Consider the following 15623-nt stretch of genomic DNA (forward strand, 5'->3'; position numbering starts at 1 on the left):
GGGCTTTACCCGATGAACTTTTGATAGGCGGCTTCGTCCATGAACTCGTCCATCTGGCTCGGGTCGGACGCCTTCATCTTAAAGAACCACGCCTCGCCCTGCGGGTCGTCATTCACCAGGGCGGGGTTGTCGGACAGCGTGCTGTTGACCTCGATGATCTCGCCATCAATCGGTGCCAGAATATCGGACGCCGCCTTGACGGATTCGATCACGACAACTTCGTCGTCCTTGCTGACAGTCGTGCCTTCATCGGGCAGCTCGACAAACACCACGTCGCCCAGCTGTTCGGCCGCGTGAATGGTGATGCCAACGACGATTTCGTCGCCTTCAACCCGCAGCCACTCGTGTTCTTCGGTAAACTTCATACTTCCATCCTTCACTAGATTATCTTTTAAAATTCGCCGCAACAAAGGGCAGCTTGGCAACGGTCACTGGCAGACGCTTGCCGCGGACTTCGCCCCACAGCATCGTATCAATACCCGCCTGCGCCTCACTGACATAGCCCATTGCGACAGGCCCGCCTACCGTCGGCCCGAAACTGCCCGACGTCACTTCGCCCACCTGCGTGCCACCTGTCGCGGCATCAAAAAGCGGTGTGCCGTCGCGCATGGGGGCACGGCCTTCGGGGGCCAGACCGACACGCTTGCGCGCCGTGCCAGTTTCGAACGCGGCCTGCACAGCGTCGGCACCGGGGTAGCCCCCCGCACGGTCACCACCAGCGCGGCGGGCCTTCTGGATCGCCCATGTCAGGCTTGCCTCCACCGGGTTTGTGCCCGCATCGATGTCATTGCCGTACAGACACAACCCCGCCTCGAGCCGCAGCGAATCCCGCGCGCCCAGACCAATCGGCGCGACGCCCTCGATCTCCAGCAAACGGCGGACCAATGCTTCGGCCTGCGCTTCTGGTACAGACAGTTCGAACCCATCCTCGCCGGTGTAGCCCGACCGCGATGCCCAGACCTCTACGCCGTCCAGCGTCAACGTCGCAAAATCCATGAACCGCATCGCGTCTGCGGCCGGATCAAGCGTGGCGATGGCCGCGCCTGCGGTCGGCCCCTGCACAGCAATCAAGGCACGGTCGGTGATCGGTGTAACGGTGAGCTCAGGCTCAAGCGCCGCTTTCATCCGCGCGATGTCGGACTCCTTGCAGGCCGCATTCACGACAACAAACAGGTCATCGCCACGACGCGCAAACATCAGATCATCCTCGATCCCGCCCGCGTCATTGGTGAAAAACCCATAGCGTTGACGCCCGTCTTCCAGCCCCAGCACGTTCATCGGCACCAGCGTTTCAAACGCCAGTGCTGCGGCCTCCCACGACGGGCCGGTCACCATCACCTGCCCCATGTGGCTGACGTCGAATACGCCCGCAGCGGCACGGGTATGCAGATGTTCTTTCATCACGCCCATCGGATACTGCACAGGCATGGAATAGCCCGCAAAGGGCACCATCTTGCCACCCAGTTCCAGATGAAGATCGTATAGCGGTGTCTGTTGCAAATCGCTCATGGTCACGCGGCCTTTTCCATATCCAGAAGGCCATTGACCATACTGGCACCCAGCAGACCGCAGGAATGCAGCCCGTCAAATGCCCCCTCTGTCCTTTCGCCTGAGATCGTTATCCCTTCGGCGGACGCTGTTGCGTCACTCTCCAGAGTTGTTAGGTCCCGTTGCGGTCCTTGCGCCTGAGAGTTTCCGGGGCGGTTGCTCCTTCGGCACCGGCTTGCGCCGGTTCTCCCGTAACGGTGTGGGCAAGTGCTATGCCGGATCGCGGCGCTGCGTCAAGCAAAGTTGACAGCGCAGCGCTAAAACTTTCATCCCGTGCCGCGATATTGAGCAGCCCACCGCGACCTGCAGGCGCAAGATGTGGACATCAGCGCCGCACGGCGCCAAAACACGCGCATGACACCATATTTTTTCGGCTATGGCAGCCTCGTAAACCGCAGTACCCACGCCTACCCCGACGCCCGTCCGGCGCAGTTGCACGGGTGGCACCGGCTTTGGGTTCGCATCGCAGGGGCATCGCACGTCTTTCTCAGCGTGCTGCCTGAAAAAGACACCGTCATCGACGGGTTGATCGCGGCGGTGCCTGGTGCGGACTGGGTGGCGCTGGATACCCGCGAAACCAACTACAACCGCATCGGGTCGAACGGGGCTGTCGTACACGACATCATTCCCGCCCCCGACATGGCGCATTATTCAGTGCCGACGGACACCCATGTGACATCCGGCGACCACACCATTTTGCTCAGCTATATTGATGTCGTGGTCCAAGGGTTCCTGCGCGAATACGGGGTCGACGGCGTGCAGCGGTTCTTTGACACGACGCGGGGCTGGGACACGCCGATCCTGAATGACCGCGCCGCGCCGAAATACCCGCGTGCACAAGCGCTTACCGCGCAAGAAACCGCGCTGGTGGACGACAATCTGACCCGCCTATCGGCGCAGGTGCAGTAGCGACATCAACCGCCCGTCGCGGGCAAAGACCTCGGGCTTGGCGCGTTTGCGCTGCCCCCCTTGCGCGATCATCCGACGCGCCAGAAGCCACGCCAGCGTCCCAAAGACCACCCCCGCCGCCGCCTGCCCAATGAGCACGCCGGGCGCGCCGAACAGCAGGCTGCCGGCCCAGACCAAGGGGATCATCCCCAGCGTGTTGCGACCCCAGTTGGTGACCGTCGAATAATAGGGGTGGCCCATATTGTTGAACGCTGCATTCGACACGAACAACACGCCGTTGAAAAAGAACGCCAGCGAAAGCGGGCCGCAGAACAGATAGATCAGCGTCAACGTAATGCCTTCGGCGTCAAACATCGCCGCCAGCGGTGCGCGGAACGCAAAAAGCGCGGCGGAAATCGCCACGATCACCAATGCGGCAAAGCTGACCCCCGCGGCATAGGTCCGTTTGACCCGACCCAGATCGCCCGCGCCAAAATTCTGCCCGATGATCGGCCCCACCGCACCAGACAGGGCAAAGATCACGGCAAAGGCCACAGGCATCATCCGGCTGACAATCGCCATGCCCGCCACCGCGTCTTCGCCATAGGCCGCCATGGCGCGGGTGACATATGCCTGCCCTACAGGCGTTGCGACCTGCGTCAGGATGGCAGGCACCGCAATGGCCAACACCGGCAACAGATCGCGCCACAGCCCCGAAGGACGCGGCATCGCGATCCCGCCATAATGGCGTACGATCGGCATCAACGCGGTATAGGCAATCACCACCCGCGCGACAAAAGACGCCCAGGCGGCACCGGTCAGACCCAGGTCGAAGGTAAAGATCAGGATGGGGTCAAGAATGGCATTCACAATACCCCCCGCGATCGTTGCCATCATCGCGCGGCGTGCATCCCCATGCGCCCGCAGGATGGCGCTGCCCATCATCCCAACCATGAGGAACGGGACGGACGGCACAACAATCTGCAAGAAATGCACCGCCAGTGTCGCCGTCTCACCGCGCGCGCCGACCAATCCGACCAGAACATCCAGCGATAGAAACACACACAGCGCAAAGATCACGCCGAAAAACGCCCCATAGCACAGCGCATGGGTCGTACGTTCTCGCGCAAGCTGCGCATCATCCTGCCCCAAGGCCCGCGCGACCAAAGCACCGGCCGCAATCCCCAGACCAATCCCGAAAGACGTGGTGAAAAACAAGATCGCCCCGGCATAGCCGATGGCCGCCGCCAGCTCGGCCTTGCCCAGCATAGAAATGAAAATCATGTCGACGAAATCGACAAGGAACACGGCCACCAGCCCGACAGAGGCCAGCAAAGACATGTTGGCCACATGGCCGAACAGGTTGCCCGATAAAAATTTGGCGCGCCCATCAACCATGATGGACGCGCCTTATGTCAGCCGACAGCGGCTTCATTTTGCCAGATAAACTCTCGCCGAAGGCTCCCGAACTTGCGCCCGCGAACCCGACCCGTTTCACCCGCGTGCCTTCACGACTTGCAACAACGGCAGCACGGCGGCCATATCCGGCCCGTGGGGCTTGCCCGTCAGCGCCAGACGCAGCGGCATGAACAGCCCTTTGCCCTTGCGGCCTGTCTGCTCTTTCACTGCGGCAGTCCATGTGCTCCATGTGCTTTCGTCAAATTCGCCCTCGGGCAACAAGGCCAAAGCCTCGGCGACGAACTCTTTGTCTTCGTCCGCGATCACCGGCTCCGCGCCCACGCTAAACATCTGCCACCATCCCTCAAGATCGCGAAGTGTCGTGACGTTTTCGCGGGTGACCTGCCAGAATAGTGCAACCTTGTCGTCTGGCACACCAAGGGCTGCGATCTCATCAGAGACAGCCTCGAGCGGGAGGGTCTGCAAATAGCGGCCCGTCATCGGGAACAGGTCTTCGACGTCGAACTTGGTCGGCGCAGACCCAAAGCGTTCGATGTCAAAGCCATCGATCAAGGCCTCCATGTCGGTGCGCAGCTCGACCGGATCAGACGACCCCAGACGCGACATGATGGACAGCAAGGCAAACGGATGCACGCCGCGTTCGCGCAGATCGCGCAGCGCCAGCACGCCCAGACGTTTCGACAGCGCCTCGCCTTGCGGACCGGTCAACAGCGAATGGTGCGCAAAGGAGGGTACGGTGCCGCCAAGTGCGTGCATGATCTGGATTTGTGTCGCCGTGTTGGTCACGTGGTCGGACCCGCGCACAACATTGGTCACGCCCATCTCTGTATCATCCACGACTGACGCCAGTGTGTACAAAATCTGGCCGTCACCGCGGATCAAAACGGGGTCCGAAACCGACGCCGCATCAATCGAGATGTCGCCAAGGATGCCGTCCTTCCATTCGATCCGTTCCTGATCCAGCTTAAAGCGCCACACGCCCGGGCCGCGTTCATCGCGCAGCTTGGCTTTTTCCGCATCCGACAGGTTCAGCGCAGCGCGGTCATAGACCGGCGGCTTGCCCATGTTCAGCTGTTTCTTGCGCTTGAGATCCAGTTCGGTCGGCGTTTCCCACGCTTCATAGAAGCGCCCGATCTTGCGCAGCTCGTCCGCGGCGGCGTGGTATTTCTCCAACCGCTCGGACTGGCGTTCAACGCGATCCCAATGCAGGCCCAGCCACGTCAGGTCTTCTTTCAGACCGTCGACGTATTCTTCCTTGCTGCGCACCGGATCGGTGTCGTCGATCCGCAGGATGAACTCGCCACCGCTTTTGCGGGCGATCAGATAGTTCATCAGCGCCGTGCGCAGGTTGCCTACGTGGATATAACCGGTCGGGGACGGGGCGAAGCGGGTGATGGTCATTGGGTTCTCCTGATTGGCCGCTGGCTTGTCACAGCGCGGCGTCATTGTCTAGATAACGTGCAGCAGCGCGCGCGCGATCAACTGGGGTCGCGCCAGCGGTTCACGATGGGATAGCGGCGGTCCAACCAGAACGCGCCTTTGGTCAAACGGGGACCGGGGGCGGACTGAAACCGCTTGTATTCACTGATATAAAGCAGGTGCTCGACCTGTTTGGCAACATCGCGGTCAAACCCCGCCGCCACGCAATCGGCGATGGACCCATCGTCGTCGACAAGGATCGTCAGCATCGCATCCAGATCGGGATAATCTGGCAGGCTGTCGCTGTCTTTCTGGTCTTCGCGCAGTTCGGCTGTCGGCGGCTTGTCGATGATACGCGGCGCGATCACCTCCCCTGCGGGGCCCATCATCCAATCGCGATGGTTTTCATTGCGCCAGCGGCAGCTGTCAAAGACGCGGGTTTTGTACATATCCTTGATGGGGTTATAGCCCCCCGCCATGTCGCCATAGATCGTGGCATAGCCCACCGCGACCTCTGACTTGTTGCCTGTGGTCAACAGCATCTCGCCGAACTTGTTACTGACCGCCATCAACAACAGCCCGCGCAGGCGCGACTGGATGTTTTCCTCGGTCAGGTCGGGTTCGGTGCCGTCAAACAGCGGGGCCAGTGTGTCGGTGATCGCCGCGCGCCCCTGCGCAATTGGCACATAGTCATAGCGGCAGCCAAGCGCCTTGGCGACGGATTCAGCATCATCCAACGAGGCTTGGGACGTGTATTCGGACGGCAGCATCACACAGCGCACATTGTCAGCGCCAAGCGCATCCACAGCGATCGTCGCCACAATCGCCGAATCAATGCCGCCCGACAGGCCCAGCAACACTTTCTTAAAGCCAGTCTTGCCCATGTAGTCGCGCAAGCCCTGCACCATCACGCGGTAGTCCTGTTCAAGCTCCGATGGCATCGGCACCTTCTCGCCCTCGACCACGCGCCAGCCTTCGACGGTTTGTTCCAGATCGACATGTGTTATCTGCGCGTCAAACGCCGGCATTTGAAACGCCAGCTTGCCCCCGGGGTTCAGCGCAAAGCTCGCCCCGTCAAAGACCTGATCATCCTGACCACCCACCATATTGAGGTAAATTAGCGGCAGTTCAGTTTCGACCACACGGGCAACCATATGGTTCAACCGCGTCTCGAACTTGCCGCGATAATAGGGCGATCCGTTGGGCACCAGCAAGAACTCCGCCCCGGTTTCGGCGAGTGTTTCGGCCACATCGGGGTGCCATGCGTCTTCGCAGATCGGGCTTCCGATGCGGGTATCGCCGACGGCGTACGGCCCACCCAAAGGCGCGCTGTCGAAAATACGCACCTCGTCAAAGACAGTCTCGTTTGGCAGGTTGTGTTTGAACACGCGGCTGGCGATCTTGCCGCCCTTGAGGATCACATAAGCGTTATAAAGCTTGGCCCCTTCGACCCAAGGTGCGCCAATGGCCAGCGCGGGCCCGTCGGCACAATCAGCGGCCAGCGCTTCGAGGTGGGTCATGACATCCAGCTGGAAAGCCTGCTTCATCACAAGGTCTTGGGCATTGTATCCGGCAAGGAACATCTCTGGCAGAGCCACCAGATCGGCACCGGCCTCTTTGCCTTGGGCCCAGGCATCCCGCGCGAGGTCTGCGTTTCCGGCCAAATCCCCGACGGTGGGGTTCAACTGGCCAAGCGTGATGCGAAAACGCGATGTCATGAGGCGATCCTTCGATAATCTACGCAAGTGATGTAGCAGATCACGCGCCAAGTAAAAGACCAAGGCGCACCGCCGGGCAAAAGACGATTGCCCCCTCGCAGGCCATTGAATAGGCTAAGCGTTAACAAACTCGCCCGCCGCTCTTGGCCGCACTCTCTTTTGAAAGTTGCTGTATGACGAAATTGAACCTGACCCCGCTGATCCTTTGCCTTGGGCTGCTGCCCTTCACCGCACTTGCGCAAGATGGCGAAGTGCAAAGCAAGCAATACGACGATGGTGGCGTCTATGAGGGGACGTTTAAAGACGGCGTTCAGCACGGGACAGGCACCTACACGCTGCCCAACGGCTATGAATACGAAGGCAATTGGGTCGACGGAGAGATCAAAGGAAAAGGCGTCGCGCGTTTTCCCAACGGATCGGTCTACGAGGGCAACTTTGAAAAGGGCAAGCCGGACGGATTCGGCAAGATCACCTTTGCCGATGGCGGCACTTACGAGGGCGAATGGGAAGCCGGCGCGATCACCGGTCAGGGCATCGCGCAATATGCCAATGGCGTGCGCTACGAAGGGTCGTTCCGCAATGCCAATCACCACGGCAAAGGCGTTATGCAATCCCCCGGCGGCTATGAGTATCAGGGCGACTGGGTGGACGGCGTCAAGCAGGGCGTGGGCAAGATCACCTACCCCGATGGCGCGCTTTATGATGGTGAAATCGTCGATGGCGACCGCAATGGCACCGGCACGCTGACCATGCCCGACGGGCTGACCTATACCGGCCAGTGGAAAGACGGGCAGATCGACGGCACCGGCACGCTGACCCAGCCCAATGGCGACATCTACGAAGGCGATCTGGTCGCCGGCCAGCGCCAAGGCACCGGCAAAGTGACCTACGCCACGGGCGACATCTACGAGGGCAGCTTTGCGGAAGACCGCCGCGAGGGACAAGGCACATTCACCGGCACCGATGGCTATGTCTACACAGGCTCTTGGGTTGCGGGAAAGATCGAGGGGATGGGCAAGGTAACCTACCCCGACGGTTCAGTCTACGAAGGCAGTTTTCGCGATGATCTGGCAGACGGTCAGGGCAAGATCACCTATCCCGACGGATCAACCTATGAAGGATCATGGGTCGTTGGCGTCATCGAAGGCGAAGGCCGAGCGACCTATCCCAACGGCATCGTCTATGAGGGCGGGTTCAAAAATGCCCGCAATGATGGTCAGGGCGTGATGACCTATGCCGACGGCTATAAATACGATGGCAGCTGGAAAGACGGCCAGCGCAACGGAATGGGCACGGCGACCTATCCCGATGGCACAGTCTATACCGGCAGCTTTGCCGACGGGTTGCGCGATGGCACCGGCAAGATCACCATGCCCGACGGGTTCACCTATGACGGCCAGTGGTCCGGCGGAGAGATCGACGGCGCCGGCACCGCGACCTACCCCAACGGTGATATCTACGAAGGGTCGTTCGAGGGCGGCAAACGTCAGGGCCAAGGCACCATGCGCTATAAGACGGGCGAGGAAGTCACTGGCCAGTGGGTGAACGGTGCATTGCAGGAAACGGGCGCGGCCCCCGCGAGTGATGCCGACACCGATACCACGCCCAAGGGAACGGCTGAAATACCAGCAGAGGCTCCTGCGGACAGCACGACCGACGCAGACAGCAACGACGGCTAGACCACCTCGCCCGCGTCCAGACGGGCGAGCAGGGCATCGCCTTCGGCCAGAACCGTCTTGCGTTTGTCGGCGTCCATCCGGTCCCATGTGCGGTACATATTGCCCATACGTGGATTGTTCGAGAACCGGTCGCGATGCCGGTCCAGAAAGTGCCAGTACAACAGATTGAACGGGCAGGCTTTGTCGCCCGTTTTCGCACTGACCGAATAATGGCAGCTTTTGCAGTGGTCCGACATGCGGTTAATGTAAGCCCCCGACGAGACATAGGGCTTGGACGCGATGACACCGCCGTCGGCAAACTGGCTCATGCCGATTGTGTTCGGGGCCTCCACCCATTCGAACGCGTCGGCGTAGACGGCCAGATACCATTCATGCACCTGCGCCGGATCAATCCCCGCCAGCAGGGCAAAGTTGCCTGTCACCATCAGCCGCTGGATATGATGCGCATAGGCTTGCGTCTGGGTCTGCCCTACCACCTTGGCCACACAGTTCATCCGTGTTTCGCCACCCCAGTAGAACCACGGCAGGGCGCGGTCATGCCCTAGGACATTGCGACTGGTATAGTCAGGCCCCTCGAGGAAATAGATGCCGCGCACATATTCGCGCCAGCCAATGATCTGCCGGATGAACCCTTCGACCGCGTTGATCGGCGCATCGCCTGCGGCATAGGCGTCGGCGGCGGCCTCGCAAATCTCGGTCACGTTTAACAGGCCGATGTTGAGGTAAGGCGACAGGATCGCATGGTAGAGAAATGCGTTATCGTTCAGCATCGCATCCTGATAATCGCCGAACCGTGGCAGGGCGTTGGCGATGAAATGGTCCAGCGCCTGCAAGGCCTCTGCGCGGGTGGTGGCGAACCAGAACGGCTCCAGATCCCCGAAGTTATCGCCGAAACGCGCCTGCACCAGATCAAGCACCTCGCGGGTGGTGGCATCCGGTTCAAACCGCAGGGGGCCATCGACGGTCACGTCATCGGGCGCGGCCTTGCGGTTGTCGTGATCAAAGTTCCACTTGCCGCCAGCGGGTTGGTCTCCGTCCATCAGCAGGCCAGTCTTGCGGCGCATTTCACGGTAGAAATACTCCATCCGCAGCGCCTTGCGCCCCTCGGCCCACGCCTCGAATTCGGCATGCGATGCGAGAAAGCGGTCGTCGGGCAGGATCTGCACCTTCAGCGGGGCGTCTTTCAAATTGTCGATCAAACGCCATTCCCCCGGCTCTGTCGCCAGCACATCGCTGGCACCGGTCTGCGCGGTGCGGCGCAGCAATTCCCCCACGATAGAGCCCGCGTTTTCCGTGTCGTCCAGCTGCGTATAGGCGACGGTCCAGCCGTCCGCCTCTAGGGCTTGGGCAAATTTGCGCATCGCGGCAAAGATCAGAGCGATCTTTTTAGGGTGATGCCTGACATAGGCCGCCTCGTCCGCGACTTCAGCCATGACGACGGTGTCACGCGTTTTATCCGCCTGTGCCAACGCGCTAAGCGTTTGGGTCAACTGGTCGCCCAAGACCAGCACCAAGCGCCCTACCACGGCACCGGCTTTCCGGACCAATCAAAGAACTGGCCTGTGTCTTTCGGCGTCAAACTGTCCACCACACCCAGCAAATTCCCCGCCGCCTCTGATGGCTCCACAGCCGGATGACGGGCAAGGTATTTCGCGGTGAAACCGGTCTTGACCGTGCCGGGATGCAGCGCGACGCAGATGCTGTGCCTGTGGCTGCGCGCCAGTTCAATCGCGGACGTGTGCACGATCTGGTTAAGCGCCGCCTTGGCGCTGCGATAGCTGATCCAGCCGCCGATCCGGTTGTCCCCGATCGACCCCACCCGTGCCGAGAGCACGGCAAACACGCACGCCTTGTCGCGCCGCAGCAGGTCGCCCGCATGGCGCAACACCAGCGCGGGGCCGACGGCGTTCAGCGCGAACTGATCCATCATCGCGTCGCGGCTGATGGATTTGATCGACTTTTCGGGTGCAGCGCCGTTTATCTCAAGCGCGCCGGTGGCGACCAGCACCACGTCGAACGGCCCGCCCACAGCGGTGATATGGCGATCCACGCTTGTCTCGTCGGTGATGTCGAACCCATCCACCGACCGTGACAGCCGCGTGACCGCATCGCCGCGCGCCGCGTAGGCGGCGGCCAAGGCGGCACCGACACCGCCCGAGGCCCCTATAATCAAAACCTGTTTCATGCAGGGAAACGTAGCGGAAAACAGCCCCCCTTCAAGCGCGGGAAAAAGGGCGCAGAAAAACCCTTCCCATTTGCGAATGCGCGGGTATAACTTGTCGCCATGACACACGCCGATCATATGTCGATCCTGCCGCGCCGCTGCGCGACTTTCCTGCGTGCCAACCTACTGCTCCTAATCCGCCTCTGAGCGTGCCATCCGGCGCGCCCGCTCAGAGGGATGTGCCGCGCGCCACGGATTTAGACAGCAGAATGAAAGAACCCAAAAGATGACAGATACTACACAACAAGACCGCGTCTTGATTTTTGACACGACATTGCGGGATGGCGAGCAATCCCCCGGCGCGACCATGACCCACGCCGAAAAGATAGAGATCGCGAGCCTGCTGGACGAGATGGGCGTTGATGTGATCGAAGCCGGTTTCCCCATTGCTTCCGAAGGGGATTTCGCCGCCGTCAGCGAAATCGCGAAACTGTCCAAGAATTCGGTCATCTGCGGCTTGGCCCGCGCCCAGCTCGGCGACATTGACCGGTGCTTTGAGGCGATCAAACATGCCGCACAGCCCCGCATTCACACGTTTATCGGTACCTCGCCGCTGCACCGCGCCATTCCGAACCTCACGATGGACGAAATGGCGGACCGCATCCACGAAACGGTTACCCACGCGCGCAACCTGTGTGACAACGTGCAATGGTCCCCGATGGATGCCACGCGGACAGAGCTGGATTACCTTTACCGCACCGTGGAAATCGCGATCAAGGCAGGGGCCACCACGATCAACATCCCCGATACCGTGGGCTATACCGCACCACGCGAAAGCGCCGATCTGATCCGCAAACTGTTGGAGAACGTGCCCGGCGCGGACGAAATCATCTTTGCCACGCACTGCCATAACGACTTGGGCATGGCGACCGCCAACAGCCTTGCCGCCGTCGAAGCGGGCGCACGCCAGATCGAATGCACGATCAACGGCTTGGGCGAACGTGCGGGCAACACCGCACTGGAAGAGGTCGTAATGGCCATGAAGGTCCGCAACGACATCATGCCGTTCCAGACCAAGATCGACAGCACCAAGCTCATGAACATCTCGCGCCGCGTGGCTGCGGTGTCTGGCTTTGCCGTGCAGTTCAACAAGGCCATCGTCGGCAAGAACGCCTTTGCCCACGAAAGCGGCATTCACCAAGATGGCATGCTGAAAAACGCCGAAACATTCGAGATCATGCGCCCCGAAGACGTGGGCCTGACCGAAACCAACATCGTGATGGGCAAACACTCTGGCCGTGCAGCGTTGCGTTCAAAGCTTGAAAACCTCGGCTATGAATTGGGCGACAACCAGTTGAAGGACGTCTTTGTCCGCTTCAAGGAACTGGCCGACCGCAAGAAAGAGATCTACGACGACGATCTTATCGCCTTGATGCGCACCGCGACCGACCCTGAAAGCGACCGTATTGTGCTAGTCAGCATGACTGTGGTCTGCGGCACCGAAGGTCCGCAAAAGGCCGAGATGTCCTTGAGCGTTGATGGCACCGAAGCAAAAACGTCGCAGACTGGCGATGGTCCTGTGGATGCGTCGTTCAACTGTATCAAGGCGCTGGTCGAGCATTCGGCGCGCTTGCAGCTGTATCAGGTACACGCCGTGACCGAAGGCACCGACGCGCAGGCGACGGTTTCTGTACGCCTCGAGGAAGACGGCCGGATCGTCACAGGGCAGTCAGCGGATACCGATACGGTTGTCGCATCGGTCCGCGCCTATATCCACGCGCTGAACCGCCTGCTGGTGCGCCGCGAAAGAGGCGGCACGGACAAGCGCGAGATCAGCTATAAGGACGTGGGCTGAACCATCGGCACCACGGCCCCGAAGATGCAAAAAAGGCCCCCGATTTCGGGGGCCATTTCTTTGTCTGTCGTCTTGTTAGCGCAGATTAGAAATCTGTCAGACCTGCAAAGGAACCTGTCGCGCTCGAGAAGATGTTGCCCAACGAACGACGCTTGGATGTGCGGCGGCCCAGTTCGTAGTTCACGCCGAATGTCACTTGATCGACGTCTGCGCCGTTGTCGAAGTCCAAGCGGCCCAGGGCCAGCTCTACGTTCGCACCGGGGGTGAATTCATACTGACCACCGATGGTGATCGCACGTACATCTTCGGAGCCCAGATCAAGGAACCCGACAGAACCGATGGCCGAGAAACCGTTGGCGAATTCATAGCCGCCAGCAACGGCTACGATGCTCAGATCGTCCAGTTTCACCAGATCGGCCTGCACGTTGTATTGCGCAACGTCATAGTCGGCGTAGGCGGCGTACAGCGTTTCGTCTTCGATGTGAACGAGGTCCAGACCGACGGTGCCTGTGGGTGTTACATCCCAAGCGGCGAAAATGCTGAAGGTCATGTCGTCCAGATCAGAGGAATCACCGATCGCGGCACCAAAAGTGTGTGCGCCGGACTGATACATCCCGAAGAGGCTGGTCACATCGGCATCCATCCCCGCAAGGTCGAAACGCGAGTAGTCCAGACCGATGTTGAACCCGTTGGCCAGCGCGTATTCAACGCCCACGGTGCCCAGTTCAATGTCGACGCCTTCGATGTCGATGTTCGACAATTCGCCCGAGAAGATGAAGTTGTCGTAGCGGTATTCGATGCCACCGCCCAAGGATTTCACGTCGATCGTGCCTGCGCCGTCAACGTCAAAGTCGTGAAGCTTCGCGAATGCTGCGCCGTAGGTCAGTTCGGCTGCAGCGGCGGTTGCCGACACGCTCAAGACGGAGGCGATAAAAAGATTACGGATCATGCTGGTTCCTTCGCACAATTTATGATTGCTCGTGTGGCAGCTCTTAGGCGCGGCGGAATCCGCCTGCAACCACCAAGAGAAATCACCGTCATGATGCGTTTGAATGTGGTATTTTTGACCCGCCTGCATTTGACCCGACTGCATCGGTGCCGGACGGCCTTTAGCGATAGGGGTTCTTTGCGCCGCGATCCTCCGACAGGGACCTCTGCGAGCGCTCTACGATCATCACGGTGGCATCGGCCAGATGCTGGCGTTCGATGTGGTGATCGCCACGTGCAACGCGCAGTTTATGCGCTTCGAGCATGACCTCGGCATGGGATGACCCGCGCGGCGGAATAAAGGTATAGCAGGCCAATTCGATCAGGAATCCAAGCGGATCTTTGAAATAGATCGAATGCATGAACCCGCGATCCTTGACGCCGGAATTGCCGATCCCGCGTTCCTTGAGCCGATCCAGAACCTGGTCGAACATGGCGCGGTCGACCTCGAACGCGACGTGGTGCACGCAGCCTGCATCGGTCGGCGTGCGGTTGTGCACGGGTTTGCGGTTTTCATTGGTAAAGATGGTGATCAAACGGCCATCGCCGGGATCAAAGTACAGATGCCCTTCGTCGGGATCGTCCAGATTTGGCTGATCGAAGATAAACGGCATGCCCAGCAACCCCTCCCAGAAATCAATACTGGTCTGACGATCCGCGCCCATCAAAGTGATATGATGCACACCAATAACCTGAATCTTCTGCATTTCTCGCATCCCCGTATATCTGCCCTGACGGAAACCATAGCGCAGCGGCGGCATCATGCCACCCCAAAGGTCAACCCCCCTTTCGTCTTTGACGTCATCAGCCTATAAGCCGATGAGCCCGGGACTTGTCAGAGTCGACGGGCCAAAATGAATTTTTGCAAGGTCCACTGCTCATGTCCTTTTTTGATCAATTCCGTGGTATGTTCTCGTCCGATATGGCCATCGACCTCGGGACCGCGAACACGCTGGTTTACGTCAAAGGCAAGGGCATCGTTTTGTCGGAGCCGTCGGTCGTGGCCTATCACGTCAAGGACGGCGTCAAAAAGGTACTTGCGGTGGGTGAAGACGCAAAGCTGATGCTGGGCCGGACCCCCGGCAGCATCGAAGCGATCCGCCCCATGCGCGAAGGCGTGATTGCCGATTTCGACACCGCCGAAGAGATGATAAAACACTTCATTCGCAAGGTGCATAAACGGTCGACCTTTTCTAAGCCCAAAATCATCGTCTGCGTGCCACATGGCGCGACGCCGGTCGAGAAACGTGCGATCCGCCAGTCGGTGCTGTCTGCAGGTGCACGCCGCGCCGGTCTGATTGCCGAACCGATTGCCGCCGCGATTGGTGCGGGTATGCCGATCACTGATCCGACCGGTAACATGGTCGTCGATATCGGTGGCGGTACAACAGAGGTTGCGGTGCTGTCGCTGGGCGACATCGTTTACGCACGCTCTGTACGTGTCGGTGGGGATCGCATGGACGAAGGGATCATCAACTACCTGCGCCGCCAGCATAACCTGTTGATCGGCGAGACAACTGCCGAGCGGGTGAAAACCTCTATCGGGACGGCGCGGATGCCTGACGACGGACGTGGCACCTCGATGCATATCCGCGGACGCGACCTGCTGAACGGCGTACCCAAAGAGATCGAAGTGACCCAAGCCCAGATCGCCGAAGCGCTGGCCGAGCCGGTGCAGCAAATTTGCGAGGCCGTGATGACCGCGCTTGAGACCACTCCGCCCGATCTGGCGGCCGATATCGTAGACCGCGGCGTCATGCTGACCGGCGGCGGTGCGCTGCTGGGAGATCTGGATCTGGCGCTGCGCGAACAGACGGGGTTGGCCATTTCTGTGGCGGACGAGCCGTTGAACTGCGTGGCTTTGGGCACCGGCAAGGCGTTGGAGTACGAAAAACAGCTGCGCCACGCCATCGACTACGACAGCTAACCCAACAGCCCGGGATGCG

At 60.3% G+C, this 15623-nt stretch carries 13 protein-coding genes and 1 riboswitch; of the genes, 4 read left to right on the top strand and 9 right to left on the bottom strand.

Annotated elements, in window-relative coordinates; genetic code table 11:
- Positions 1-5: 5 nt before the first annotated feature.
- Both gcvH and gcvT read right to left on the bottom strand, forming a co-directional pair.
- Entirely contained in the window at positions 6-365 is a 360-nt protein-coding gene (gcvH, locus tag E5180_RS10700) for a glycine cleavage system protein GcvH (protein ID WP_093731422.1), read from the bottom strand.
- A 19-nt stretch (positions 366-384) separates the two neighbouring features.
- Positions 385-1509, bottom strand: a complete 1125-nt coding sequence (gcvT, locus tag E5180_RS10705; protein WP_138924364.1) for a glycine cleavage system aminomethyltransferase GcvT — start codon at positions 1507-1509, stop codon at positions 385-387.
- 154 nt (positions 1510-1663) lie between these two features.
- Positions 1664-1750: riboswitch (glycine riboswitch) on the bottom strand.
- 152 nt (positions 1751-1902) lie between these two features.
- Here gcvT and E5180_RS10710 point away from each other — a divergent pair.
- Entirely contained in the window at positions 1903-2457 is a 555-nt protein-coding gene (locus tag E5180_RS10710; RefSeq protein WP_138924365.1) for a gamma-glutamylcyclotransferase family protein, read from the top strand.
- Here E5180_RS10710 and E5180_RS10715 read toward each other — a convergent pair.
- From E5180_RS10715 to E5180_RS10725, 3 genes are all read right to left on the bottom strand, one after another.
- A complete protein-coding gene (locus E5180_RS10715) occupies positions 2437-3834 on the bottom strand; it encodes an MATE family efflux transporter (RefSeq protein WP_138924366.1) in 1398 nt (465 codons plus the stop codon). The two genes, E5180_RS10710 and E5180_RS10715, sit on opposite strands and share 21 nt — an antisense overlap.
- 96 nt (positions 3835-3930) lie before the next feature.
- A complete protein-coding gene (gltX, locus tag E5180_RS10720) occupies positions 3931-5256 on the bottom strand; it encodes a glutamate--tRNA ligase (RefSeq protein ID WP_138924367.1) in 1326 nt (441 codons plus the stop codon).
- Between the two features lie 77 nt (positions 5257-5333).
- On the bottom strand, positions 5334-6992 hold the full coding sequence (locus tag E5180_RS10725; protein WP_138924368.1) for an NAD+ synthase: 1659 nt from the start codon (positions 6990-6992) through the stop codon (positions 5334-5336).
- Between the two features lie 173 nt (positions 6993-7165).
- Between E5180_RS10725 and E5180_RS10730 the strand changes: the two genes are divergently transcribed.
- Positions 7166-8671 carry a 2-isopropylmalate synthase gene (locus E5180_RS10730; RefSeq protein WP_138924369.1) on the top strand — a complete coding sequence of 502 codons (1506 nt, stop codon included), beginning with the start codon at positions 7166-7168 and terminating at the stop codon, positions 8669-8671.
- Here E5180_RS10730 and E5180_RS10735 read toward each other — a convergent pair.
- Both E5180_RS10735 and E5180_RS10740 read right to left on the bottom strand, forming a co-directional pair.
- Positions 8668-10197, bottom strand: a complete 1530-nt coding sequence (locus E5180_RS10735; protein WP_138925192.1) for a cryptochrome/photolyase family protein — start codon at positions 10195-10197, stop codon at positions 8668-8670. The genes E5180_RS10730 and E5180_RS10735 overlap by 4 nt on opposite strands.
- Complete coding sequence (locus tag E5180_RS10740; protein ID WP_138924370.1) at positions 10191-10856, bottom strand: SDR family NAD(P)-dependent oxidoreductase; 666 nt, start codon at positions 10854-10856, stop codon at positions 10191-10193. The genes E5180_RS10735 and E5180_RS10740 overlap by 7 nt, the downstream gene beginning before the upstream one ends.
- 265 nt (positions 10857-11121) lie before the next feature.
- Here E5180_RS10740 and E5180_RS10745 point away from each other — a divergent pair, with 265 nt between their 5' ends.
- A complete protein-coding gene (locus E5180_RS10745; protein WP_138924371.1) occupies positions 11122-12690 on the top strand; it encodes a 2-isopropylmalate synthase in 1569 nt (522 codons plus the stop codon).
- Between the two features lie 85 nt (positions 12691-12775).
- Here E5180_RS10745 and E5180_RS10750 read toward each other — a convergent pair whose 3' ends face one another.
- Entirely contained in the window at positions 12776-13639 is an 864-nt protein-coding gene (locus tag E5180_RS10750; RefSeq protein ID WP_138924372.1) for a porin, read from the bottom strand.
- A 160-nt stretch (positions 13640-13799) separates the two neighbouring features.
- Positions 13800-14384, bottom strand: a complete 585-nt coding sequence (locus E5180_RS10755) for a VOC family protein (RefSeq protein ID WP_138924373.1) — start codon at positions 14382-14384, stop codon at positions 13800-13802.
- A gap of 173 nt (positions 14385-14557) precedes the next feature.
- Here E5180_RS10755 and E5180_RS10760 point away from each other — a divergent pair, with 173 nt between their 5' ends.
- Positions 14558-15604, top strand: coding sequence for a rod shape-determining protein (locus tag E5180_RS10760; RefSeq protein WP_093731432.1), 1047 nt, complete (start codon positions 14558-14560; stop codon positions 15602-15604).
- Positions 15605-15623: the final 19 nt, after the last annotated feature.

The sequence above is a fragment of the Sulfitobacter sp. BSw21498 genome (genome assembly GCF_006064855.1).
Classification (GTDB): Bacteria; Pseudomonadota; Alphaproteobacteria; order Rhodobacterales; family Rhodobacteraceae; genus Sulfitobacter.

Excerpts from the sequence above, each read along its gene's own strand:
- gcvH (WP_093731422.1), bottom strand. The coding sequence starts at position 365 with ATGAAGTTTACCGAAGAACACGAGTGGCTGCGGGTTGAAGGCGACGAA.
- gcvT (WP_138924364.1), bottom strand. The coding sequence starts at position 1,509 with ATGAGCGATTTGCAACAGACACCGCTATACGATCTTCATCTGGAACTG.
- E5180_RS10710 (WP_138924365.1), top strand. The coding sequence starts at position 1,903 with ATGACACCATATTTTTTCGGCTATGGCAGCCTCGTAAACCGCAGTACC.
- E5180_RS10715 (WP_138924366.1), bottom strand. The coding sequence starts at position 3,834 with ATGGTTGATGGGCGCGCCAAATTTTTATCGGGCAACCTGTTCGGCCAT.
- gltX (WP_138924367.1), bottom strand. The coding sequence starts at position 5,256 with ATGACCATCACCCGCTTCGCCCCGTCCCCGACCGGTTATATCCACGTA.
- E5180_RS10725 (WP_138924368.1), bottom strand. The coding sequence starts at position 6,992 with ATGACATCGCGTTTTCGCATCACGCTTGGCCAGTTGAACCCCACCGTC.
- E5180_RS10730 (WP_138924369.1), top strand. The coding sequence starts at position 7,166 with ATGACGAAATTGAACCTGACCCCGCTGATCCTTTGCCTTGGGCTGCTG.
- E5180_RS10740 (WP_138924370.1), bottom strand. The coding sequence starts at position 10,856 with ATGAAACAGGTTTTGATTATAGGGGCCTCGGGCGGTGTCGGTGCCGCC.
- E5180_RS10745 (WP_138924371.1), top strand. The coding sequence starts at position 11,122 with ATGACAGATACTACACAACAAGACCGCGTCTTGATTTTTGACACGACA.
- E5180_RS10750 (WP_138924372.1), bottom strand. The coding sequence starts at position 13,639 with ATGATCCGTAATCTTTTTATCGCCTCCGTCTTGAGCGTGTCGGCAACC.
- E5180_RS10755 (WP_138924373.1), bottom strand. The coding sequence starts at position 14,384 with ATGCAGAAGATTCAGGTTATTGGTGTGCATCATATCACTTTGATGGGC.
- E5180_RS10760 (WP_093731432.1), top strand. The coding sequence starts at position 14,558 with ATGTCCTTTTTTGATCAATTCCGTGGTATGTTCTCGTCCGATATGGCC.